The sequence below is a fragment of the Phaeobacter sp. LSS9 genome (assembly GCF_003443595.1).
GTDB lineage: Bacteria > Pseudomonadota > Alphaproteobacteria > Rhodobacterales > Rhodobacteraceae > Phaeobacter > Phaeobacter piscinae.
This window is the reverse complement of record NZ_CP031956.1, coordinates 3,400,516-3,422,948: the sequence shown is the minus strand read 5'-3', so window position 1 is coordinate 3,422,948 and position 22,433 is coordinate 3,400,516. Positions and strand designations below refer to the sequence as shown.

At 61.3% G+C, this 22,433-nt stretch carries 22 protein-coding genes; 11 read left to right on the top strand and 11 right to left on the bottom strand.

Features of this window, described 5'->3' with window-relative positions:
• Positions 1-8: 8 nt before the first annotated feature.
• The 9 genes from D1820_RS16270 to coxB form a co-directional block, all read right to left on the bottom strand.
• Complete coding sequence (locus tag D1820_RS16270) at positions 9-599, bottom strand: GNAT family N-acetyltransferase (RefSeq protein WP_024098231.1); 591 nt, start codon at positions 597-599, stop codon at positions 9-11.
• Positions 599-1,861 (bottom strand): pitrilysin family protein, encoded by a 1,263-nt coding sequence (locus D1820_RS16265; RefSeq protein WP_118069761.1) that lies wholly within the window; start codon positions 1,859-1,861, stop codon positions 599-601. Before D1820_RS16265 ends, D1820_RS16270 begins: the two co-directional genes overlap by 1 nt.
• Positions 1,858-3,246: a threonine synthase gene (gene thrC, locus D1820_RS16260; RefSeq protein WP_118069760.1), complete on the bottom strand. Its 1,389-nt coding sequence runs from the start codon at positions 3,244-3,246 to the stop codon at positions 1,858-1,860. The genes D1820_RS16265 and thrC overlap by 4 nt, the downstream gene beginning before the upstream one ends.
• A gap of 4 nt (positions 3,247-3,250) precedes the next feature.
• Positions 3,251-3,925 carry an SURF1 family protein gene (locus tag D1820_RS16255; protein ID WP_118070266.1) on the bottom strand — a complete coding sequence of 225 codons (675 nt, stop codon included), beginning with the start codon at positions 3,923-3,925 and terminating at the stop codon, positions 3,251-3,253.
• Between the two features lie 118 nt (positions 3,926-4,043).
• Positions 4,044-4,859 (bottom strand): cytochrome c oxidase subunit 3, encoded by an 816-nt coding sequence (locus D1820_RS16250; RefSeq protein WP_096870677.1) that lies wholly within the window; start codon positions 4,857-4,859, stop codon positions 4,044-4,046.
• Between the two features lie 24 nt (positions 4,860-4,883).
• Entirely contained in the window at positions 4,884-5,471 is a 588-nt protein-coding gene (locus D1820_RS16245; protein WP_040172055.1) for a cytochrome c oxidase assembly protein, read from the bottom strand.
• Complete coding sequence (locus D1820_RS16240) at positions 5,471-5,653, bottom strand: cytochrome C oxidase assembly protein (RefSeq protein ID WP_118069759.1); 183 nt, start codon at positions 5,651-5,653, stop codon at positions 5,471-5,473. Before D1820_RS16240 ends, D1820_RS16245 begins: the two co-directional genes overlap by 1 nt.
• Before the next feature lies 1 nt (position 5,654).
• Positions 5,655-6,596 (bottom strand): heme o synthase, encoded by a 942-nt coding sequence (cyoE, locus tag D1820_RS16235; protein ID WP_040172052.1) that lies wholly within the window; start codon positions 6,594-6,596, stop codon positions 5,655-5,657.
• Between the two features lie 122 nt (positions 6,597-6,718).
• A complete protein-coding gene (gene coxB / locus D1820_RS16230; protein WP_118069758.1) occupies positions 6,719-7,633 on the bottom strand; it encodes a cytochrome c oxidase subunit II in 915 nt (304 codons plus the stop codon).
• A 199-nt stretch (positions 7,634-7,832) separates the two neighbouring features.
• Here coxB and tldD point away from each other — a divergent pair, with 199 nt between their 5' ends.
• The 5 genes from tldD to D1820_RS16205 all read left to right on the top strand — a co-directional run bounded on the left by tldD (position 7,833) and on the right by D1820_RS16205 (position 15,245).
• On the top strand, positions 7,833-9,254 hold the full coding sequence (gene tldD, locus D1820_RS16225) for a metalloprotease TldD (protein ID WP_040172045.1): 1,422 nt from the start codon (positions 7,833-7,835) through the stop codon (positions 9,252-9,254).
• A gap of 307 nt (positions 9,255-9,561) precedes the next feature.
• The gene (dprA, locus tag D1820_RS16220; protein WP_118069757.1) at positions 9,562-10,800 is read left to right on the top strand and encodes a DNA-processing protein DprA; all 1,239 of its coding nucleotides are present in this window, start codon (positions 9,562-9,564) and stop codon (positions 10,798-10,800) included.
• A 113-nt stretch (positions 10,801-10,913) separates the two neighbouring features.
• Positions 10,914-13,616 (top strand): type I DNA topoisomerase, encoded by a 2,703-nt coding sequence (gene topA / locus D1820_RS16215; RefSeq protein ID WP_118069756.1) that lies wholly within the window; start codon positions 10,914-10,916, stop codon positions 13,614-13,616.
• A 267-nt stretch (positions 13,617-13,883) separates the two neighbouring features.
• A complete protein-coding gene (locus tag D1820_RS16210; RefSeq protein WP_040172528.1) occupies positions 13,884-14,603 on the top strand; it encodes a CoA transferase subunit A in 720 nt (239 codons plus the stop codon).
• A gap of 12 nt (positions 14,604-14,615) precedes the next feature.
• Positions 14,616-15,245 carry a 3-oxoacid CoA-transferase subunit B gene (locus tag D1820_RS16205; protein ID WP_040172039.1) on the top strand — a complete coding sequence of 210 codons (630 nt, stop codon included), beginning with the start codon at positions 14,616-14,618 and terminating at the stop codon, positions 15,243-15,245.
• Positions 15,246-15,307: 62 nt separating this feature from the next.
• Here D1820_RS16205 and D1820_RS16200 read toward each other — a convergent pair whose 3' ends face one another.
• Both D1820_RS16200 and D1820_RS16195 read right to left on the bottom strand, forming a co-directional pair.
• Positions 15,308-15,811 carry a hypothetical protein gene (locus D1820_RS16200; protein ID WP_118069755.1) on the bottom strand — a complete coding sequence of 168 codons (504 nt, stop codon included), beginning with the start codon at positions 15,809-15,811 and terminating at the stop codon, positions 15,308-15,310.
• Positions 15,812-15,948: 137 nt separating this feature from the next.
• Positions 15,949-16,749 carry a lytic transglycosylase domain-containing protein gene (locus D1820_RS16195; RefSeq protein ID WP_371311718.1) on the bottom strand — a complete coding sequence of 267 codons (801 nt, stop codon included), beginning with the start codon at positions 16,747-16,749 and terminating at the stop codon, positions 15,949-15,951.
• A 482-nt stretch (positions 16,750-17,231) separates the two neighbouring features.
• Between D1820_RS16195 and D1820_RS16190 the strand changes: the two genes are divergently transcribed.
• The 6 genes from D1820_RS16190 to D1820_RS16170 all read left to right on the top strand — a co-directional run bounded on the left by D1820_RS16190 (position 17,232) and on the right by D1820_RS16170 (position 22,412).
• On the top strand, positions 17,232-17,417 hold the full coding sequence (locus tag D1820_RS16190) for a hypothetical protein (protein ID WP_014873714.1): 186 nt from the start codon (positions 17,232-17,234) through the stop codon (positions 17,415-17,417).
• Positions 17,418-17,507: 90 nt separating this feature from the next.
• Positions 17,508-17,684 carry a hypothetical protein gene (locus D1820_RS19145; protein WP_014873713.1) on the top strand — a complete coding sequence of 59 codons (177 nt, stop codon included), beginning with the start codon at positions 17,508-17,510 and terminating at the stop codon, positions 17,682-17,684.
• A gap of 150 nt (positions 17,685-17,834) precedes the next feature.
• Positions 17,835-18,695 carry a Flp pilus assembly protein CpaB gene (gene cpaB, locus D1820_RS16185; RefSeq protein ID WP_027247926.1) on the top strand — a complete coding sequence of 287 codons (861 nt, stop codon included), beginning with the start codon at positions 17,835-17,837 and terminating at the stop codon, positions 18,693-18,695.
• 227 nt (positions 18,696-18,922) lie between these two features.
• Entirely contained in the window at positions 18,923-20,329 is a 1,407-nt protein-coding gene (locus D1820_RS16180; RefSeq protein WP_096870671.1) for a type II and III secretion system protein family protein, read from the top strand.
• Positions 20,330-20,348: 19 nt separating this feature from the next.
• Complete coding sequence (locus D1820_RS16175) at positions 20,349-20,975, top strand: OmpA family protein (protein WP_024098248.1); 627 nt, start codon at positions 20,349-20,351, stop codon at positions 20,973-20,975.
• Between the two features lie 204 nt (positions 20,976-21,179).
• Positions 21,180-22,412: an AAA family ATPase gene (locus tag D1820_RS16170; RefSeq protein ID WP_040172033.1), complete on the top strand. Its 1,233-nt coding sequence runs from the start codon at positions 21,180-21,182 to the stop codon at positions 22,410-22,412.
• Positions 22,413-22,433 lie beyond the last annotated feature (21 nt).

Here is a 22,433-nt window from a genome sequence, read left to right as displayed (position 1 = left end):
TCAGAGCGTCAGGCTTGCCCGACCTGCGTGCGCCCGCGCCGATCATGGCGCAACGAAGCATATAGGACATGTGTCCGCCAGCGCCCGTTGATTTGCAGATAAGATTGCGCCACGCCTTCATATTTGAAGCCGGCACTCTCCAACAGCCCGCGGGAGGCGGCGTTTTCCGGCAAACACGCCGCCTCGATCCGGCTCAGATCCAGCTTGGTAAAGGCGTGATGCACCACCGCGCCAATTGCCTCGCGCATATAGCCGTGGCGGGCAAAGGGCTGGCCGGTCCAATACCCCAGCGTGCCCGCCTGTGCAGGCCCGCGCCGGATGTTGTCCAGCGTGATCGCCCCGACCAGCAGCTGATCGCTGCGCCGGATCAGGAACAGCGGCAGTGCCGAGCCAGAGCTGACCGCCCGGCGCGCCCAGTACACCCGGTTGGTGAAGCTTTTGCGGCTCAGATGATCTGCCGCCCAGCTGGGCTCCCACGGGGTGAGATAGCCCTGGCTGTGCTGGCGCAACGCGGCCCAGTCGCGAAAATCCGCATGGATCGGCGGCCTGAGAGTCAGGCGTTCGGTCTCAATGCGCACCTTGCGTCCGGTCAGCAGCATCAGGCGGCGCGCCTCTCCTGCAGGGCGGTCAGCGGGGCGGCATCGCCCACCGGACCATAGAGCGCCAAGGCCATGGACGCGCGGTGGGCCATATCCTCGGCCATGGCGCGCACATCGGCGGTGGTCACCGCATCAATCCGCGCCACGGTGTCCTCCAATGGCGGCACCTCGTCCCAGATCTGCACCAGACGGGCCAGCCGTTCGGCGCGGTTGGTCGGGCTTTCCAGCCCCATCAGCATCCCCGCCTTCATCTGCGCCCGCGCACGATCCACCTCGGCATCGCTCATGTCGCTGGCGGCACGCTTCATCTCGTCGAGGGTGATGCCGGCCAATTCATCCAGCTGATCCCCGGACGTGCCCGCATAAAGCGTCAGCGTGCCGGTGTCAGCATAGGCACCGGTCTGGGCAAAAATCGTGTAGCACAGCCCGCGCTTTTCGCGCACCTCCTGGAACAGGCGGCTCGACATGCCGCCGCCCAAGGCGCTGGAGTAGATCTGCGCGGTGTAGATCGCATCGTCGCGATACCCCGGCCCCTCAAAGGCCAGCGCGATATGGGCCTGTTCCAGCGCCTTCTCCTGCCGCGCCTCACCACCGGTGAAGGTTGCCGCCGCAGGCATAACCAGCGTCTTGGGCGCCATACCGCCGAACAGCTCTTCGGCCAGTTTCACGATCGTGTCGTGATCCACCGCACCAGAGGCGGCGAGGATCATCTGACCCGGTCCGTAGTGTTCACCGACAAACCGCTCCAGATCCTCACGGTCAAAGGCACGCACCCGCTCAGCCGGACCAAGGATGGTCCGCCCGATGGGTTGGTCATGATAGCTTTCTTCCTGCAACCAGTCGAAAATCACATCATCGGGCGTATCCAGCGCTTGGCCGATTTCCTGCAGGATCACGCCGCGCTCAATCTCAATCTCGCGCGGGTCAAACACCGGGTTCAGCACGATGTCAGCAACGACATCCAATGCCAGCGGCACATCTTCCTGCAACACGCGGGCGTAATAGGCCGTCACCTCGCGGCTGGTGTAGGCATTGATATAGCCGCCCACATCCTCGATCGCCTCGGCAATCTCCAGCGCGCTGCGCCGCTTGGTGCCTTTGAACGCCATATGCTCAAGAAAATGAGCAATCCCGTTCTGTTCGATCCGCTCGTTCCGCCCGCCTGCGGTCACCCAAACGCCGATGGCTGCGGATTGCAGCCCCGGCATGGTTTCGGTGACGATTCTGAACCCGTTGGCGAGTTGGTGTTGTTGAACTGTCAATGCGCGATGTGCTTTCTGATATGTGTCTCAAGGGTGCTCAGATCATTGGCGATCCGGGTCACCCGCTCCGATCTGTCATACAGATCTGCCATGCGCGGGGGAAGAGGCGGATGAATGCCGCTGGCCTCTTCTACAGCCGCCGGGAATTTCGCCGGATGCGCAGTGGCGAGCGTCACCATCGGGACCGCAGGGTTGCGCTGTTCATTGGCGACCTTCACGCCGATGGCGCTATGCGGGCACAGCAGCTCGCCGGAGACCGCGCGTTCCGATGTGATGGTGGCGGAGGTTTCCGCTTCCGAGCAGCGCCCGGAGACATAATGCTCCTGCAAGGCCTGCATGGCGCCCTGGCTTACCTCGAAACCACCCGACTTCAGCTCGTCCATCAGCTGGGCCACGGCGGCGCCATCCTGCCCGTAGGCATAGAACAGCGCGCGTTCAAAGTTCGACGACACCTGAATGTCCATCGACGGCGAGATTGACGGAATGGTCTCGCCCTTATGATAGCCCTGCCCGCTCAGGCAGCGGTGCAGAATATCGTTCTGATTGGTCGCCACCACCAGCTGGTCAATCGGCAGCCCCATCTGCTTGGCAATGAAGCCCGCGAAAATGTCACCGAAGTTGCCAGTCGGCACGGTAAAGCTCACCTTGCGCTCCGGCGCGCCCAGCGACACGGCAGAGGTGAAGTAATAGACCACCTGCGCCAGCACGCGGGCAAAGTTGATGGAGTTCACACCCGCCAGACGCACCTCATCGCGGAAGTCAAAGTCGTTGAACATATCCTTCAGCGCGGCCTGGCAGTCGTCAAAATCGCCATCCACGGCCAGCGCATGCACATTGGCATCGGTGGGCGTGGTCATCTGACGGCGCTGCACCTCCGACACCCGGCCATGGGGGTAGAGGATGAAGACATTGACCGCATCCAAACCACCAAAGGCCTGAATCGCCGCAGAGCCAGTATCGCCGGAGGTGGCCCCCACGATGGTCACGCTTTCGCCGCGCCGCTTCAGCGCGGTTTCAAACAGCTGACCAATCAGCTGCATGGCAAAATCCTTGAACGCCAGCGTCGGGCCGTGGAACAGCTCCAGCAGGAAATGGTTCGGCGCCAACTGCACCAGCGGCGCGCGCGCGGCATGGCCAAAGCCGTCATAGGCCCGGGCGATGATGCCGCGAAATTCCTCATCGGTGAAGCAGTCGCCAAGGAACGGGCGCATCACACGAAACGCGACCTCCTCGTAGGAGAGACCGGCAAGGGCCGCGATCTCCGCCTTGGACATGGTCGGGATTTCGGCCGGAACATAAAGCCCGCCGTCACGGGCAAGCCCGGTCAGCATGGCATCTTCAAAGGTCAGCTCGGGCGCCTGGCCCCGGGTCGAGATATATTTCATCGCTTCAGCCTTCGGATTTTGGGCGCGAGCGCCACAGGAAATAGGTGGTCATGGCGGCCCAGATCAAGGCCAGCGAAAACCAGGTGATCGCGTATTGCAAGTGATTGTTCTGGATGCCTGCTGTGGTCACCGGCTGCGGTGTCACATCCGCGTCGGCAGAGGCACTGCGGGCGACGATCAGCACCGGTTCGGTGCCCAGCCGTTCGGCCATATAGGCCACATCGCGCGCATAGAGGATATTGGTATCGACCTCGGGAGCCGGAGTGGTCCAGTCGCCCTCATCCGGCCACAGGAGGTTGCCGGTGATCGCGGCGGCGCCGGTGGCACGCGCGCGCTCCTTCGCGGCGGCGGGAACAAAACCCCGGTCCAACAGCACCCGTCGGCCATCTTCGGTCAGCAAGGGTGAGATGATGCGGTAGCCGGTCTCAGCCGTCTTGGTGACCCAGAACACATGCAGTTCCGCCGCTTCGACCTCGCCGGTGACCGACACCGCGCGGTAGCGATCCTCCGCCTGCGTCGGGGTCTCTGGCAGGGCAACCGGGGCCGCCGCGATCCGGGCCTCGATGGTGCGCAGCAGGTCTTCTTTCCAGGCCAGTCGCTGGATCTGCCAGATCCCCAGTGCCATCAGCGCCGCAAGGCCCAGACCGCCAACAAGGGATAGAAAGATCAACCGTCGCATCACGCTGTCCTTGCGAATGAGAAAGCGCGCGGAGCATGGCTCCGCGCGCTGCATGTCTTACGGGGTCAGGTCGGGATTCGAAACCACAAACCTGTACCCGTTACAATTCGGGATGCCCTTAGTGGGCCAGACCTGCGGTGCCCCAGACGTAAACCGCCACGAAGAGGAACAGCCAGACCACATCAACGAAGTGCCAGTACCAGGCAGCGGCCTCGAAACCGACGTGCTGCTCGGGGGTGAAATCGCCTTTCATCGCGCGGATCAGGCAGACGGTCAGGAAGATGGTGCCGATGATCACGTGAAAACCGTGGAAGCCAGTGGCCATGAAGAAGTTCGAGTAGAACTCATCGCCGCCGAACTCCCAGCCTTCGTGCAGCAGGTGAACATATTCATAGCCCTGCAGGAAGGTGAAGAAGACACCCAGCACGATACCGATGGACAGGCCCTGGATCAGCGCCTTGCGGTCATTGTTGTGGACCAGCGCGTGGTGCGCCCAGGTCACAGCACAGCCAGACAGCAGCAGCACCAGCGTGTTGATCAGCGGCAGGTGGAAGGCATCAACCGGATAGATGCTCGGCGCCACATATTCGGTGCCGACATAGGTCTCCATCGGGTAGATCGCGTGTTTGAAGAACGACCAGAACCAGGCGAAGAAGAACATCACTTCGGACATCACAAAGAGGATGAACCCATAGCGCAGACCGATGCGAACAACCGGGGTGTGATCGCCCTGACGCGCCTCGGCAACAACCTCTGCCCACCAGGCATAGGCGCTGTAGACCACCATGATGAGGCCGCCCCAGAACGCATAGGCTGTAACGCCATGCATCCACAGAACCGCGCCAAACAACATGATGAAGGTCCCGAGCGAGCTGAGCAGCGGCCAGATCGACGGCGGAAGAATATGATAGTCGTGATTTTTAGCGTGCGCCATTTAAGTGTCCCTCACCAAAGCGGCCTAGTTCGTGTTTGTGCCTGCCCCGGCTGTATCACCGGTTTCAAGGGCGGCATACCCTTCTGGCAGATCGATTTCATAGAATGTGTACGACAGCGTGATCGTATGCACGTATTTTCCGTCCCGATCCTCGACAATTTCAGGATCGACAAAGAAGGTCACAGGCATTTCCACCCGTTCCCCCGGTTGCAGCACCTGCTCTTCAAAGCAGAAACAGGCGATTTTCTCAAAGAAGGCGCCGGCCGAATAGGGCGTCACATTGTAAGACGCCTGCCCGGCAACGGGGCGGTCGGTCGGGTTGTAGGCCTCATAGAAGGCAAGCCCGGTTTCCCCGATCTTGATCTCCATCTCGCGCTCAACCGGGGTGAATTGCCACGGCATATCGCGTTCCTTGGAGGCGTCAAAACGCACGGTGATGGTCTGATCCAGCACCGTATCAGAAGCCTGATCAGCAACGCCAGTGACGCCGCCAAAGCCGGTGACCCGGCAGAACCAATCATAAAACGGCACCGATGCCCAGGCGAGCCCGCCCATCAGGACAACAACACCAACCAGCTGTACGACGGTTTTCTGTGGTCCCTGCAATGCCATCAGTTCTGCTCCTCGGTCTGTTCCACAGCGGCGGCAGTGTTGGGGAATTTGAACCCTACCGATGTGACCTTGACGATGGTCAGGGCCAAAACCAGCACCACGAAGGATCCCAGCAGAACCCCAACGCCAATGTTGCGGCCCTTCCGTCTCTGGTGCAGCTCATGCTCTTTGCGCAGGCCCATCTTACCAGCCTCCCAATCCGTAGGGTTTCAGCACAGCCTCAGCGAGGATCGCGCCGAAGTGCAGGAAGAGATACAGCAGCGACAGTTTGAAGAAGCTGCGCTCGACCTTGAAGTTGTCCGCCTCGCTGTCGTCTTCATCACGGCGCGAGATCTTCCAGGCGCCCTGCAGGAACAGCGCGTTCAACACCAGCGCCACGCCCAGATAGATCGGGCCACCCACGCCGGAGAAGGCCGTGCCAACCGCCAGCAGGGCCAGCAGGGCCGTGTAGATCAGGATATGTTTGCGGGTGGAGCGGCGACCATGGGTCACGGTCAGCATCGGCACGCCCGCATCGTCATAATCCGAGCGCATGAACAGCGCCAGCGCCCAGAAATGCGGCGGCGTCCACATAAACGTCAGGGCGAACATCAGCCAGGGCTCAACCGCCATGGAGCCTGTGGCCGCAATCCAGCCAATGACCGGCGGGAAGGCCCCAGCAGCGCCACCAATGACGATGTTCTGCGGCGTCGCACGCTTCAGCCACATGGTATAGATCACCACATAGAAAAAGATGGTGAAGGCCAGAAACGCCCCGGCAAACACATTGGTTGCCAGCGCCAGCATGATCACCGACAGACCGGACAGCGCCAGCCCCAGCGACAGTGCCTCTCCCGGCTCAACCTTGCCTGCGGGGATCGGGCGGCTCTTGGTGCGTTTCATCACCTGATCAATATCGGCGTCCCACCACATGTTCAGTGCGCCGGAGGCACCGCCACCGATGGCAATGAACAGGATGGCGCTGAAACCGATGACAGGGTGCACGCCAACCGGCGCGGCCAGAAGACCAACCAGCGCCGTGAACACCACAAGGGACATCACGCGCGGTTTGAGCAGGGCAAAGTAATCCCCGAACTCCGCGTCCCCTTGCTGGACGGTGCTGGCGTTGATGCTTGCGTCAGTCATGGTGCTCTCTTCTGTCGTGATCTGTCTTAGCGAAAGCGGGCGCGCAGCGACTGCGCGGCCCGATCCGTTTTCACGCGATAGCTAGGTGACACCCGCCGGGAGGCAAGCGCCAATCGTATCGCTCAGTTGGAGGCGACCTGATAAGACTGGGGCAGACCGGCGTATTCTTCGATCGCGCCTTCCAGCCAGGCATCATAGGCCTCTTGGCTCACCACTTTTACGGTGATCGGCATGTAGGCGTGGTCTTTGCCGCAGAGTTCGGAACACTGACCGAAGTAGATGCCTTCCTTGTCAGCCTTGAACCACAGCTCCGCCAGGCGGCCGGGAACCGCATCCTGCTTCACGCCGAACGCCGGGATGGTCCAGGAGTGGATCACGTCCGCACCGGTCACCTGCATCACGACGGTCTTGCCGACAGGCACGACAACTGACGTGGTGGTAGCAAGCAGGAATTCATCCTCATTGAAGCCGGCATCAACCAGCTTTTTGCGCATGGCGTCGTCCAGAACAAAGGGCGTTACATCAGCATCCTCTGCACGCTCATCTTCATCTAGGGAAGCAGGACTACCTAACATGTAGCTGTCGAATCCAAAGCCGTGATCGACATATTCATAGCCCCAGTACCACTGGTAGCCGGTCACCTTGATGGTGATGTCGCCCTCGGGGATTTCCTGCTGACGGAACAGCTCCGGCAGAGAGAAGGAACCGATAAAGACCAGGATGATGATCGGCACAACAGTCCATGCGATTTCAACCGGCGTATTGTGGGTGAACTGGGCCGCATTCGGGTTGGCGCGACGGTTAAACCGCACGATTGCATACAGCAGCAGCCCCCCGACAAACACACAAACAGCGGTGATGATCACCAAAATCATGTAGTCCAGAGAATGGATGCCTTCGGCAAGCTCGGTCGCTGCCGGCTGAAAGCCAAGGCCGCCGTCAACCGGCTTGCCAATGGTTTCCAGACCTTCTTGCGCCATAGCTGGAAGGCTCGAGAGGCCCGAGAAAAGGCCTGAAAGCATCAAAGCGTTCTTCATGTCATGTCCTGATCAGTTGATCGGTTGATCGAGTTGTTCCTGCGCCGACGTCCTATGTCGGAACTTTGATTCCACAAAACGCGCCGGACCCGTTGTCTTTGACGCTGCTAAAAATCATATTCCATCGTGCAGTTAAAGAGGAATGCTCGCGTCAAAGCGTCGCTTTCTTGATTTAGATCAAAAAAACCGAGGTCAAACCATGGATACCGCAGCCTTCCGCCCGTTTGAAACAACCCTGCCCGAAGACGAGGCCCTGGGGGTCCTGCGTTCGGCCCTTGCCGGGGCTGATGATGGGGAGATCTTTGTCGAGCGGCGCAAGTCGGAAGCGCTGGTTTTTGATGATGGCCGGTTGCGCAATGCCAGCTATGATGCCGCCGAAGGGTTCGGCCTGCGGGCCGTCAACGGCGAGGTCGCCGGCTATGCCCATTCCACCGATGTCTCCATTGCCGGGCTGAAGCGTGCGGCTGAAACCGCGCGTCTTGCCGTGGGCGATGGCGGCGGCACCATGGCCCCGCCACCGCCGCGCACCAACACCCGTCTTTATACTGAGAATGATCCGATTGGCGCGATGCCCTTTGCCGTGAAGGTGGAGACCCTGCGCGAGATCGACGCCTTTGCCCGCGCACAGGACTCGCGGGTGGTGCAGGTCTCAGCAATGCTGGCGGCCTCCCTGCAGGAGGTTGAGATCCTGCGCGCCGATGGCACCCGTGTGCGTGATGTGCGCCCCATGACCCGGCTCAATGTCTCGGTGATTGTCGAACAGGACGGCCGCCGCGAAAGCGGCTCTGCCGGTGGCGGCGGGCGCGTGGGGCTGGACGGTCTGGTGGATCCCGCCGATTGGCAGAGCAAAGTCCGTGAGGCGCTGCGGATCGCCTGCGTCAACCTTGAGGCCGTCCCCGCCCCCGCCGGTGAGATGGACGTGGTGCTTGGCCCCGGCTGGCCCGGCATCCTGCTGCATGAGGCCATCGGCCATGGGCTTGAGGGGGATTTTAACCGCAAGGGGTCGTCCGCCTTTGCAGGCCTTATGGGTCAGCAGATCGCCGCCAAGGGGGTAACGGTGCTGGATGACGGCACTATCGCCGACCGGCGCGGCTCCATCACCGTCGATGACGAAGGCACGCCCAGCCAGAAAACCACCCTGATCGAGGATGGCAAGCTGGTGGGCTTTATGCAGGACCGCCAGAACGCGCGCCTGATGGGCGTGGAGAGCACCGGCAATGGCCGCCGCCAAAGCTACGCCCACGCGCCAATGCCACGGATGACCAACACCTATATGCTGGGCGGCGATGCCAACCCTGACGATCTGGTCGCCTCCATCAAGGATGGCATCTGGGCCGTCGGTTTTGGTGGTGGTCAGGTCGACATTACCAACGGCAAATTTGTGTTCTCCTGCACCGAGGCCTACCGGGTGAAGGATGGCAAGGTCGGCGCCCCGGTCAAAGGCGCAACCCTGATCGGTGATGGCGCCACCGCGCTGAACAAGATCCGCGCGCTTGGCAATGACATGGCGCTTGACCCCGGCATGGGCAATTGCGGCAAACAGGGCCAATGGGTGCCGGTGGGCGTTGGCCAGCCCACGGTGCTGATGGGCGGTCTTACGGTTGGCGGCTCCGCCACCTAAGCCTTCGCGAGAGGTGGTCGTGGTTTCGCCATCAGACCCGAAGCCGCACTCACCACAAGAATCGCCGCCGTGTCGCTAAACTGCCGACTCGGCGGCATTTTTCGATGTTTTGACGATATTTGCCCCCCGCAGAGCGACAGCGCGCGGGGGGTGTTTTTGACCGCACCGGACAGAGAAGGCGAATTTTCGCTTATGGTATAATGAGTTAGATTTGAGTTTGTTAAAATATTTCCTTTCATTCTCCACGTTCATCACCTGTTAACCACTCAAGAGCTAATCATAGTCTTGCAACAAGGCGGAGCGCAGGATGACCGAAGAAGCACATTCTTCCACTCACCCCCCACTCCCACCCACCACGGAAGATATTCGGATTTCCTGGCTCCGTCTTTTGCGCTCAAGACGTGTTGGCGCGGTGACGTTTCACCGTCTCCTCGCGAAATATGGATCAGCGCAGAACGCGCTATCCGCGTTGCCTGAAATGGCACGCGCCGCTGGCGTAAAAGGGTATGAAATATGCTCTGCCGATGCGGCATTGGCCGAAATCAAGGCCGCAGAAGCCGCCAATGCGCGGCTTTTGTGCTTTGGGGAGGCCGACTATCCATCCTATCTGGCGGCGCTGCGCGACGCCCCGCCCCTGCTCTGGGCGGTGGGAGATCCGGCGCATCTGAACCAGCCCACAATCGCCATCGTCGGCGCGCGGAATGCCTCCTCACTGGGGGTACGCATGACCCGCGCTTTGGCTCGGGAACTGGGAGAGGCCGGGTACTGCATCATCTCAGGACTGGCGCGCGGCATTGATACTGCCGCCCATATGGCCGCCCTGCGCACCGGCACCTGCGCCGTGATGGCGGGTGGCGTCGATGTGATTTACCCAACCGAAAACACCCGGCTGGCCACGGATATCGCCGACCAGGGCGTGATGATTTCCGAACACCCGATGGGCATGTCCCCCCGTGCGCGGCATTTTCCGGCCCGCAACCGCATCATTGCCGGCGCCGCTCAGGCTGTGGTGGTGGTGGAAGGTGCCGCGAAATCGGGGTCACTGATTACTGCGCGCGACGCGCTGGATCTGGGGCGCGATGTGCTGGCGGTGCCCGGCCACCCGTTTGATGCCCGTGCTGCGGGCTGCAATATGCTGATCCGCGACGGCGCCCAACTGGTGCGCAACGCGCAGGACGTGATCGAGGCGCTGCCTCCGATGGATCTGTCGCACCGCGTGGTGGCTGGCCTCTCCGACCGCCCGGTGCCCCCGCCGGAGGCGGCGGCCAGCGCCCTCCTCACGGATCTGCCCCCTCCCCCGCCGGAACAGCGCGATCTGCGCGCAACCGCAGCGCTGCACCAGCGGATCCTCGACCGGCTTGGCCCTGCCCCCACGGCGGAGGATCAGCTGGTCCGCGACCTGGCAGTCACGTCACGCGATCTGGCCCCGGCGCTCACCGATCTGGAGCTCTCCGGCGCCGTCGCCCGCGCGGCGGGTGGCCTTCTGATCCGGGGGGATTTCGACCGGGAGCCACAGGGCGCACCGGCCCCCAAATCCCAGCGCTGATTGACGCAACAGCCCATTGTCATTCGAAGCCGGATTGACAATCTCCCCTTGCACCCCACATGTTGCCCCGCCATAGAGCGCCCGCAGCCCGTCCCATAGAGGTTTACGAATTTATGCCCGTTGTTGTTGTAGAATCCCCAGCTAAAGCCAAGACAATCAACAAATATCTCGGCTCCGACTACACGGTTCTGGCCTCTTACGGACATGTGCGCGACCTGCCTGCAAAAAACGGATCGGTCGAACCCGACGATGATTTTGCAATGACCTGGGAGGTCGGCGCCGACAGCCGCAAACACGTCAAGGCCATCGCCGATGCGCTGAAAGACGACAACGCCCTGATCCTCGCAACTGACCCTGACCGCGAAGGCGAGGCGATCAGCTGGCACCTGCAGGAGGCGCTGACCAAACGCCGCTCGATCAAGAAAGACACACCGGTGAGCCGGGTGACCTTCAACGCCATCACCAAGGAAGCGGTGACCGAGGCGATGAAGAACCCCCGTCAGGTTGATCTGCCGCTGGTGGAGGCCTACCTGGCCCGCCGCGCGCTGGATTACCTCGTCGGTTTCAACCTCTCGCCGGTGCTGTGGCGAAAACTGCCCGGTGCGCGCTCTGCCGGGCGTGTGCAGTCGGTCTGCCTGCGCCTGATTGTTGAGCGCGAGATGGAGATCGAGGCGTTCAATCCGCAGGAATACTGGTCCGTGAAGGCAAGCCTCGCGACACCGCGCGGACAGGAGTTCGAGGCCCGTCTGACGGTTCTCGGCGGTGACAAGCTGGACAAATACGCGCTGGCCAATTCCACCGCGGCCGAGCTGGCGGTGCAGGCCGTTGCCAGCCGGTCCCTGACCGTGCAGTCGGTCGAGGCAAAACCCGCCTCCCGCAATCCATCAGCGCCCTTCATGACCTCCACCCTGCAGCAGGAAGCCAGCCGCAAATTCGGCATGGGCGCGAAGCAATGTATGAACGCCGCACAGCGCCTCTATGAGGCTGGCTACATCACCTATATGCGGACCGATGGCATCGACATGGCGCCAGAGGCCGTGCAGGAGGCGCGCGCCGAAATCGCCAAGCGCTACGGCGCCGAATATGTGCCGGGATCACCCCGGATCTACAAGAACAAGGCCAAGAATGCGCAAGAGGCGCATGAATGTATCCGCCCCACCGACATGAGCCGCGACGCCAAGAGCCTGAAAGTCTCCGAGGATGACCAGCGCAAGCTTTATGATCTGATCTGGAAGCGGACCCTCGCCTGCCAGATGGAAGGCGCCCGTTTGGAGCGGACAACGGTTGATATCGGCTCTGACGACCGTCAGGTGGTGCTGCGCGCCACCGGTCAGGTGATGTTGTTCGACGGCTTCCTGCGTGTCTACGAAGAAGGCCGCGATGATGTTGTTGACGATGACGACAAGCGCCTGCCGCAGATCATGCAGGGCGAGTCGCTGAAATTCGCGGCATCGCTGGCCGCGCAGGCGGAGAAAGCCGACGCAGGTGGCGCCATCCTGTCAGACGACAAGGCGGTTCTGGGCCTGCAGCACCACACCCAGCCGCCACCCCGCTTTACCGAAGCGACATTGGTCAAACGCATGGAAGAGCTGGGCATCGGTCGCCCCTCCACCTATGCCTCTGTGATCACCACGATTCAGGACCGCGAATATGTCCGTAAGGACAAGAACCGCCTGTTCCCTGAGGACAAGGGCCGGATCGTCACCATCTTCCTGCTGAACTTCTTTCGCACCTACGTGGGGTATGAATTCACCGCCAATCTGGAAGGTGAGCTGGACGACGTCAGCGCCGGGGACCGCGACTACAAGGATCTGCTGAGCCGGTTCTGGCGCGATTTCTCCGCCGCAATCTCTGAGACCTCCGACCTGCGCATCACCGAAGTGCTGGATGTGCTGGATGACGCGCTGGCCCCGCAGCTGTATCCGCCGCGCGAAGATGGCGCCGATCCCCGCATCTGCCCGAAATGCGGCGCCGGTCAGCTGCATCTGAAAACCTCGCGCACTGGCGGGTTTGTCGGCTGCGGCAACTACCCGGAATGCAACTACACCCGCCCCATCTCCGGCGAAGGCGCGGAGGGCTACGAGCGTGTTCTGGGCGAGGACGATGGTGATGAGATCCACCTGAAGTCCGGTCGCTTCGGGCCTTATGTGCAGCGCGGTGAAGCCACGCCCGAGAACAAGAAGCCGCCACGCTCATCGCTGCCCAAACAAGGCAAGGATTTCCTGCCGGGCTGGGGTCCGAATGAGGTCACGCTGGAACAGGCCGTCACCCTGCTGACCCTGCCCCGCGAGATCGGCCAGCACCCCGAGGGCGGCGCGATCCAGGCCAATCTGGGCCGCTTTGGCCCCTATATTGCGCATCAGAAACCCGACGAGGAAAAGCCGGTTTACGTGAATCTCAAGGAAACGCTCGACGTCTTTGAGATCGGCATGAACCGCGCGGTGGAAATGCTGGCGGAGAAGCGCGCCAACCCCGGTCGCGGACGCCGTGCCGCGGCCAAGGCGCTGAAAGAGCTGGGCGATCACCCCGAAAGCGGCGGTGCCATCAGCATCATGGACGGGCGTTACGGGCCTTACGTCAAATGGGAGAAGGTGAACGCCACCCTGCCCAAGGACGTTGAGCCGAAGGATGTCACAGTCGAGATGGCCGTGCAGCTGATCACCGAGAAAGCTGGCAAATCCGGTGCCAAGAAGAAGGCTCCGGCAAAGAAGGCCGCCCCGAAAAAGGCCGCCGCCAAAAAGACAGCGGCGAAGAAACCCGCCGCGAAAAAGCCCGCAGCGAAAAAGAAGGCCGAGACCAGCAGCGACGAGGGGTAATCCGCCCCCCGCTGGCCTCTGGCCGCCTCTCCCAAACTGCTCCGGCCCCAACCACTCCCGCCCGGCGAACTCCCGCCCGGTCAGCCCCGTCTTACGACGGGCCTTGACCCGTTGGGCATGGCGCCGCTGACGCGGCGCGCTGTGCCGCCCCATCCGATACCCTATGCCCCCGTCCGTAGAAATACGTGTCTATCTCCGTATCGTTGACTCTGTCCCCGGCGGGCGTCAGAACTTTGCCAACCTGGCTGATGATCATGGGAGATGAATATGAAAAAGGTTTATTCCAACGCTGCCGAGGCGCTGGACGGTGTGCTGCACGATGGCATGTTCATCGCCGCAGGCGGGTTCGGGCTCTGCGGTATTCCGGAACTGCTGCTTGATGCGATCAAGGACGCAGGCACCAAGGATCTGACCTTCGCCTCCAACAACGCGGGCGTTGATGATTTCGGGATCGGTATCCTGCTGCAGACCAAGCAGGTGAAGAAGATGATCTCCTCCTACGTCGGCGAAAATGCTGAATTCATGCGCCAGTATCTCTCCGGTGAGCTGGAGCTGGAGTTCAACCCGCAAGGCACATTGGCCGAACGTATGCGCGCTGGTGGCGCAGGCATTCCCGGCTTCTTCACCAAGACCGGCGTGGGCACCGTCATTGCCGAGGGCAAGATGGAGAAACAGTTCCCCACCGGCGAAAATGGCGCCATGGAAGACTACATCATGGAAGAAGGCATCTTTGCCGATCTCGCCATCGTCAAGGCCTGGAAGGCCGATGAAACCGGCAATCTGGTGTTCCGCAAGACCGCCCGCAATTTCAACGTGCCTGCCGCCACCTGCGGCAAGATCTGCGTTGCGGAAGTCGAGGAAATCGTCCCCGTCGGCAGTCTTGACCCCGATGCGATCCACCTGCCCGGCATCTATGTGCATCGCATCATCCAAGGCGATCACGAGAAACGCATCGAACAGCGCACCACGCGCCCCGCAGCACAGTAAGGAGACCGCGATATGGCATGGGACCGCAATCAAATGGCCGCCCGCGCGGCACAGGAACTGCAGGACGGCTGGTATGTGAACCTCGGCATCGGCATTCCGACGCTGGTCAGCAACCACATCCCCGACGGCGTCAACGTGACGTTGCAGTCCGAAAACGGCATGCTGGGCATGGGCCCTTTCCCGATTGAGGGCGAAGAGGATGCCGACCTGATCAACGCCGGCAAGCAGACCATCACCGAACTGCCCCAGACCGCCTATTTCGACAGCGCGCAGTCCTTCGCGATGATCCGCGGCGGCAAGATCGCCATGGCGATCCTCGGCGCGATGGAAGTCGCCGAAAACGGTGATCTGGCGAACTGGATGATCCCCGGCAAGCTGGTGAAGGGCATGGGCGGCGCGATGGATCTGGTCGCAGGCGTCGGCCGCGTGGTGGTGGTCATGGACCACACCAACAAACACGGCGACAGCAAGGTGCTGACAGACTGCACCCTGCCGCTGACCGGCAAAGGCGTGGTGGATCGCATCATCACCAACCTTGGCGTGCTGGACGTGGTCGAGGGCGGTTTGAAGATCGTTGAGACCGCCGAGGGCGTCAGCGAGGATGAGCTGCGCGCCGCAACCCAGGCGACCATCGTCAACTGATCGCCGCAAGGCACCCTCAAAACGACGCGGTCCGCCAGATCATCTGACGGGCCGTTTTTCTGTCACGCACCTGAAAACTGGGCCGGTGGCGTCGCAGTCGGCCGCCCACCTGGCCGCCCCCGTGGCCGCAAGGAGGACCACAGCGGCAACTCCGCCGCATTCAGCAGCTCATACATATGAACGCGTTTGTCGTACCAGTTGACGCTCATCTCCCGGTCCTGCTCAAAAACGATAACACAGTAGTCATCACCATTCTGATCGCAGCTGTCGCGTCCCAACACAGTGACCAGTACCGGATCAACCAGATGGCGGTTGAACAGCACCTGCGCTTTCACCGTCTTACCCGACAGATGCAGCGCACCGGCAAACAGCGCCACCGCCACCAGAATATGCCCGTAGCCGGAAAAATTGCCGAGCGGGTTGGCATTCGCCAGCCCCGGCCCGAAGGCCACGAACAGCAAGCGCCCGAAAAAGCCAACAAATGCGATGGTGCCGAACATGATAATATTGTCAGTCGCCGCATGCGAACCTGCGGCCAAAGCCGACGGATCAATCCCTAAATCCAATGCCAGTCTCCAAAATCACTTCAGGTAGAATATGTTCGCGATAAATCAGCCAAATCGGGCAGAAACATGATCCCGGCGGTGAAACCTTAACAATTTTCGAAAAATCGCAGCGCCATCGGATTTGGCACGCTTCTGGTCTACTTCACCCGGCGAAACACACAGCCATCGGTGATCAGCTCCGGCGGAGTCATACACAGGCTGCGCGCCACCTGAAACGCCGCCAGTACCTTGGGCACGTAATCACGCGTCTCGGCAAAGGGCGGCACGCCCGCATGGCTGCGCACAGAGCCCTCGCCAGCATTGTATCCCGCGAGCACCAGAACCGGATCACGGTTGAACTCTCCCATCAGCCAGTTGAGGTATTGCACCCCGCCCGCGATGTTCTCGCCACTGTCCAGGGCGTCACTGACCCCAAACCGCGCCGCGGTGTCCGGCATCAGCTGCATCAATCCTTGCGCGCCTGCACTGCTGACCGCCTCGGCCTTGCCTGCCGATTCCACGGCAATCACCGCCAGTACCAATGCCGGAGAGACATCAGTCCCCACACTGGCCGTCAGGATCTGCACGCCGCGCGCAGTGGCAATCTCCTGCATCAGTTGCAGCCGGGGCGCCGCCACCGGCGTGTCCCCATCCAGCGCCCGCAGCGCCTTGGCCAGTCGACCGGGACCGCCGTCTGCCAAACTGTCGGAGATCTCTGCCCAGAACCCGGTATAGCGCCCCTTATGCGGTGCCGCAGACTCGACCGCCTCCGTGGCGGCGGGCGGCGCGGGGATATTGGCGGGCGTCTCGATCTGTATCTTGATCCGCTGTTTGGTGCCGGGCTTGGGCGGGCGTATCCGCTTTGCCTCAAATTTGGGGAAGGGCGCCGGTGCGGCTTTCTCAACCACCTGCGCGCCGCTCGCGCCGCCGCTGGTGGTCCAGATCACGGCCGAGGCCATAAGCGCTGCGGCAGCCCTGCGCGACCAACAGTCCACGTTACCACCGTTGCCCCCAACACTGGGACGCCTGCGCCGACTCGCCGACGGAATGGCCGCCACACGGCCAGAAATGGATCGCCAAAGACTCATGGGGCTGCTCTGCCTCTGTTTTCGCCACCGAGACTCGCCGAAGCGCCGGTAAAAATCCAGTTTCGCGCCCCAGATTCTGGCAGATTTGCCATATTTACCAAGATCTGCCGCCCCTGAGCCACGAATGTTGACAAGAAGTAAAAATAATAATTCATCAAAATCAAACGCTTAGATAGATCATTGGCGAAAAGTTAAAGTAGGGCAAATGAGTCCGCGTTTCAGCCCAAATCCTGCCACGCTCCGCTGGCTATATAGCCTCACACCAAGTCGAACAGAGCCGAGCAGGAGAGAGCAGGCTCACAAACGTACGGCAAGGTTGAAACACACTTTTAGATCCTTTGGAGGGACGAACCATGATCAAATTCATCAAAAACTTCCGTAAAGACGACTCCGGCGCCGTGACCGTTGACTGGGTTGTTCTGACCGCCGCTGTGGCCGCTCTGGCAGGTGTTGTTTACACCTCGATCGAAAACGGCGCGTCGAACCTGACATCCGCGACCGGCTCCTACCTGGGCACCAAAGGTCCGTCCGACTCCTAAGTCGCTTTTGACCTGACGAGTTTGAGGGCCGCGCCTTTTGCCTAAGGTGCGGCCCTTTGCCCAAGGAACCTTCGGTTAGCGAGGTCCAGTATGAACAGGTTCAAGCAATTCATTGCCAAAGACGACGGCGCAGTCACCGTTGACTGGGTGGTTCTGACCGCTGCGATCGTTGGGTTGGTTGTGCTCATCGCCGCTTCTATGGAGGATGGCGCATTGGGACTGGCCGACCTGCTGGCAGCCTATATGACCAATTGGTCGTTTAGCTGATCGGGGCGCGGCAACGCGTCTTGTCCGCCGGTGGCGAATGGCATCGGCGGCAGCACTGGGACAGAACGCCCGGTTCAGGCAACGGTTTGACCGACCCAGGCACCGGTGTTGCATCCGCAACGCCGGCAGCCCTTGATGAGAGGTACCACCATGCGTGCAGTATTCGGACTTGTCCTCATTGTCGGAGTCGCCCTCGCCGGGGGGGCTGTGATGATGGCCAAGAACTATATCACCGCTTACCAAAACGAACTCGCCCGTGAGCGCGCCTCGCGGGGAGAGAATATTCCGTTGGTCGACATCTTTATCGCCAACACGCAACTGAAATACGGCGAACGGCTGACCAAGGAGCATATCCGCTCCGTTCGCTGGCCCGAGAACGCCATTCCCGAAGGCGCCTTCCTGACCATGGATGCGCTGTTCCCGCCGCAATACCCCGATGATCATCGCGTGGTGCTGCGCCGCATGGAAAAGGATGAGGCGATTCTGGCGGTCAAAGTCACCAAACCCGGTGAAGACGCGGGCATCACCTCGCGCCTGTCCAAGGGAATGCGCGCCTTTGCGATCCGGGTTGACGTCTCCTCCGGCGTATCTGGTTTTCTGCGCCCCGGTGACCATGTGGACGTCTACTGGACTGGCTCGCTCAATGATCAGAACGGTGGGCGGAATGGCGAATTCACCCGTCTGATCCAGACCAATATCGAACTGATTGCCGTTGATCAGACCGCCGGTGGCGATCTCGATGGCGCCGTGATCGCGCGTACCGTGACTGCCGCTGTGCGCCCCGAACAGGTCGCCGCACTGGCGCAGGCGCAATCCACCGGTCGACTGTCGCTGTCACTTGTGGGCGCGGGCGATGACACCGTCGCCTCGGTGATTGAGGTCGATCAGCGTAGCTTGCTGGGTCTCGGCGCGATCGAGGCACCACAACAGGCCGAACAGGAAAAGGTCTGCACCATCCGCACCCGTCGCGGCGCTGAGGTGGTCGAGATCCCGATTCCCTGCACCAACTGATCCCCGATCGCACATTCCTGCAAAGGTTTCAGGTGGATAACATATCAAACACCGTCCCTCCGCGGGCGGTGTTTTTATGTGATTGTTGCCGACACCCCACAGGTCAGCCACTGTAGCTGCACCCCAGAAGCCTTTGATTCTTGCAAAAATTCGCCGATGCGCGCAGAGTGGCGCAAACAATGGGCAAAAAGACCCTGTATTGAGGCGTGATCGGAAAGGCAGGTCACATGGCTTTTAGACGGTATGTTGCGGCGGCCCTGACGGGGCTATCGCTGGTGTGTTTCCCGGTTGCAGATGCAGCCTGGGCAAATGGGTTGCGCGTGGTCAAAAAAGGCACCGCCGCCAATCTTGAGGTGCCGATGAACCGGGCGGTGGTGGTCGAAAGCGACGTGCCCTTCTCCGAACTCAGCATCGCCAACCCCAGCATCGCCGATATTTCCTCGCTGTCGGATCGCACGATCTACGTTCTGGGCAAGGCGCCGGGTCTCACCACCCTGACCCTGCTGGATGCCTCCGGTCGCCTGATCACCAACGTCGATGTCCGCGTGGCCGCCGATGTCAGCGAATTCAAGGAACGTCTGCGGCAGATCCTGCCCGGCGAAAAAATCGAAGTCCGCACCGCCAACGATGGCATCGTCCTGTCCGGCGTCGTGTCCAGCTCTGCCCGGTTGCAGCGGGCGCTGGATCTGGCCGAACGATATGCGCCTGAGCGGGTCAGCAACCTGATGTCCGTCGGCGGCGTGCAGCAGGTCATGCTGAAAGTGCGCTTTGCCGAAATGCAGCGCACCGTTTCCAAATCCCTCAGCGCCTCGCTCGGCGTGAAGGGCGGCAACAGCGTCGGCGTCAATGGCGGCACCAGCACCCTCAACACCCAAGGCGCGCTGACCAACAGCCTGTCCGGCAATATTCCGGCGGCCAATGACAACACCGGTGCCTTTGTCTTCGGTTTCAATGCCGGGGCCTTTCAGGTGAACCTGTTGCTGGAGGCGCTGGAGCAGAAAGGCGTCGTCCGCACCCTGGCAGAGCCCAATCTCTCCGCCCTCTCGGGACAGGAGGCCAAATTCCTCGCCGGCGGTGAATATCCCATTCCCGTCGCCCAGGAAGACGGTGTCATTACAATTGAGTTCAAACCCTTCGGGATTGAGCTGAACTTCATTCCCCGCGTGGTCGATGCGGATGTGATCAATCTCGAAATGAAGGCCGCTGTCTCCGCCATCGATCCCACCAATTCGATTGAGCTGAACGGCCTCAGCATCGCAGCCTTCTCGCGCCGGGAAAGCGTCACAACAGTAGAAATGCGCGATGGTGAGAGCTTTGCCATTGCCGGTCTGATCCGCGATGAATTCCGCGACAACTCCTCGCAGCTGCCCTGGATCGGCGATGTGCCCGTCCTCGGCTCGCTGTTCCGCAGCGCCAACTACCAGCGCGCGCAGACCGAACTGGTGATCATCGTCAGCGCCCATCTGGTAACCCCGACACGCGGCGAGGCACTGAGCCTGCCGACCGATCGTATCCGCCCGCCAAGTGAGAGTGAATTGTTCCTGATGGGCCGGGTGGCCAAGGGCCAGAAAGGCCCCGCCAGCGAAGTGGCCAAGCAGGACTTCAATGGCTCTTACGGCTATGTGATGGATTAAGCAGAGGGATATGGGGCAGATGATCAGATATGCAGCACTCTTTGGCCTGTCCCTGACAGTGGCCGCCTGTGAATACGAGGCGGGCGAACCGCTGGACCGTTCGGTCTTTGGCAATGCCACCAATTCCAACGCTGCCGTGATGGCTGGGGAACGCGATTTCGCGATCCAGCTCGCCACCCGCTTTGCCGAGGAGGTGCCGACCACCATCACCTTCGCCTTTGACAGTGCCCAGCTAGATGGCAATGCCCGCGCAGTGCTGGATCAGCAGGCCCATTGGATCCGGCAATTCCCCGAGGTGCGATTCCGTGTCTTTGGTCACACCGATGCCGTCGGCTCCGCCAGCTACAACAAGGCCCTTGGCCTGCGTCGCGCGCGCGCAGCTGTGAACTACCTTGTCGGGCGCGGCATCAGCCGCAGCCGATTGCAGGCCGTGGTTTCCTTCGGCGAGACACAGCCCCTGATTCCGACCTCAGACCGCGAGCGTCGCAACCGCCGCACCGTCACTGAGGTCAGCGGCTTCCTGAAGCGCCATCCCACTGTTCTGGATGGAAAATACGCGCAGATTATATACCGTGAGTACATCGAAAGCGCGGTGCCACGAACCTCGCTCACCAGTGAGCGGTCGATCAAAACCACCCTGGAATAAGCACGGCAGGACAGGGTTGCCTGCGGTTAACCCTGTTCAGGCTTTGTTAGGAATTCCCCACAAATGGGCGGCCTTGGCCCCAATCTCGCCCAGATCTTCCCCGACATTGTTCTCAAGAGGTAATGTGCGTCCATCAATCGGATGCACGTGCTAGCGTGCTCCGGCCAAGATGGCGCGACACGCCCCGAGAGAAGGATAACGGTAATGAGCAGCGGTATGCCGCAGACAGAAGCGAATGCGATTGTTGCCTGTACGATCAGTCGGGACGTGCAGAACTTCGACCTGCTGATCGAAGACATGGAAGCAACCATGGGCGAATCCTGGGGCGACCTCGGCTTCACCGAGGCGCTGGCCTTCTTCAATCAAAGCGAAGCCGAAGCGCTGGAGTTTGTGGCCCTCGCCCTGGACAGCGGCGACGAGGACAACCTGCCGCTGATGGGCACCATCATCACCGAGGCAAAGGCCCGCAATATCAAGGTGATCCTGATCGCCGAGGATGTGACCCCCGCCGCGCTGCACAACCTGCTGCGTCAGGGCGCCGATGAATTCATCCCCTATCCTCTGCCGGAAGGGGAGCTGCAGGCCGCAATTGAGCGCCTGCGCCTGGCGGAGGCCGAGCGTACAGCCGAACCCCAGCACGTGCTGAAGACCGGCAGTCAGCGCGATGGCGCCGTCATCGTCTGTCATGGTCTGGCCGGCGGCAGCGGCTCAACCACTCTGGCCGTCAACCTCGCCTGGGAGCTGGCGCAGCTGTCGACCAGCGAGACACCGCGCGTCTGCCTCCTCGACTTCGATCTGCAATATGGCTCGGTCGCAACCTACCTCGACCTGCCGCGCCGCGAAGTGGTGATGGAGATGCTCAGCGACACCGAAAACCTCGACGAAGATGTCTTTGGTCAGGCGCTGGTCACCTATGAGGACAAGCTGCAGGTGCTGACCGCGCCGGTGGATATGATCCCGCTGGAGTTCATCACCCCCGAAGATATCGAACGGGTGGTCACGCTGGCGCGCAGCCACTTCGATTTTGTGGTCATCGACATGCCCCACACGCTGGTGCAGTGGTCGGAGACCATTCTCAATATGGCGCATGTCTATTTCTCCATGGTGGAGCTGGACATGCGATCGGCGCAGAACGCGCTGCGCCTGAAACGGGCGCTGCAATCCGAGGACCTGCCGTTTGAAAAACTGCGGTTTGCGCTGAACCGGGCTCCGAAATTCACGGACCTGAGTGGCAAAAGCCGCGTGAAACGCATGGCGGAATCCTTGGGCATTTCCATCGACCTGCAACTGCCAGATGGCGGCAAGCAGGTGGCGCAGAGCTCTGATCATGGCAATCCACTGGCCAGTTCAGCGGCCAAAAACCCACTGCGCAAGGAAATTCTGAAACTGGCCCAATCGCTGCATGACCTCGGTCAAAGCGACGCTGCGGCGGCCTGAACCCAGATTTAACCAGGGGCG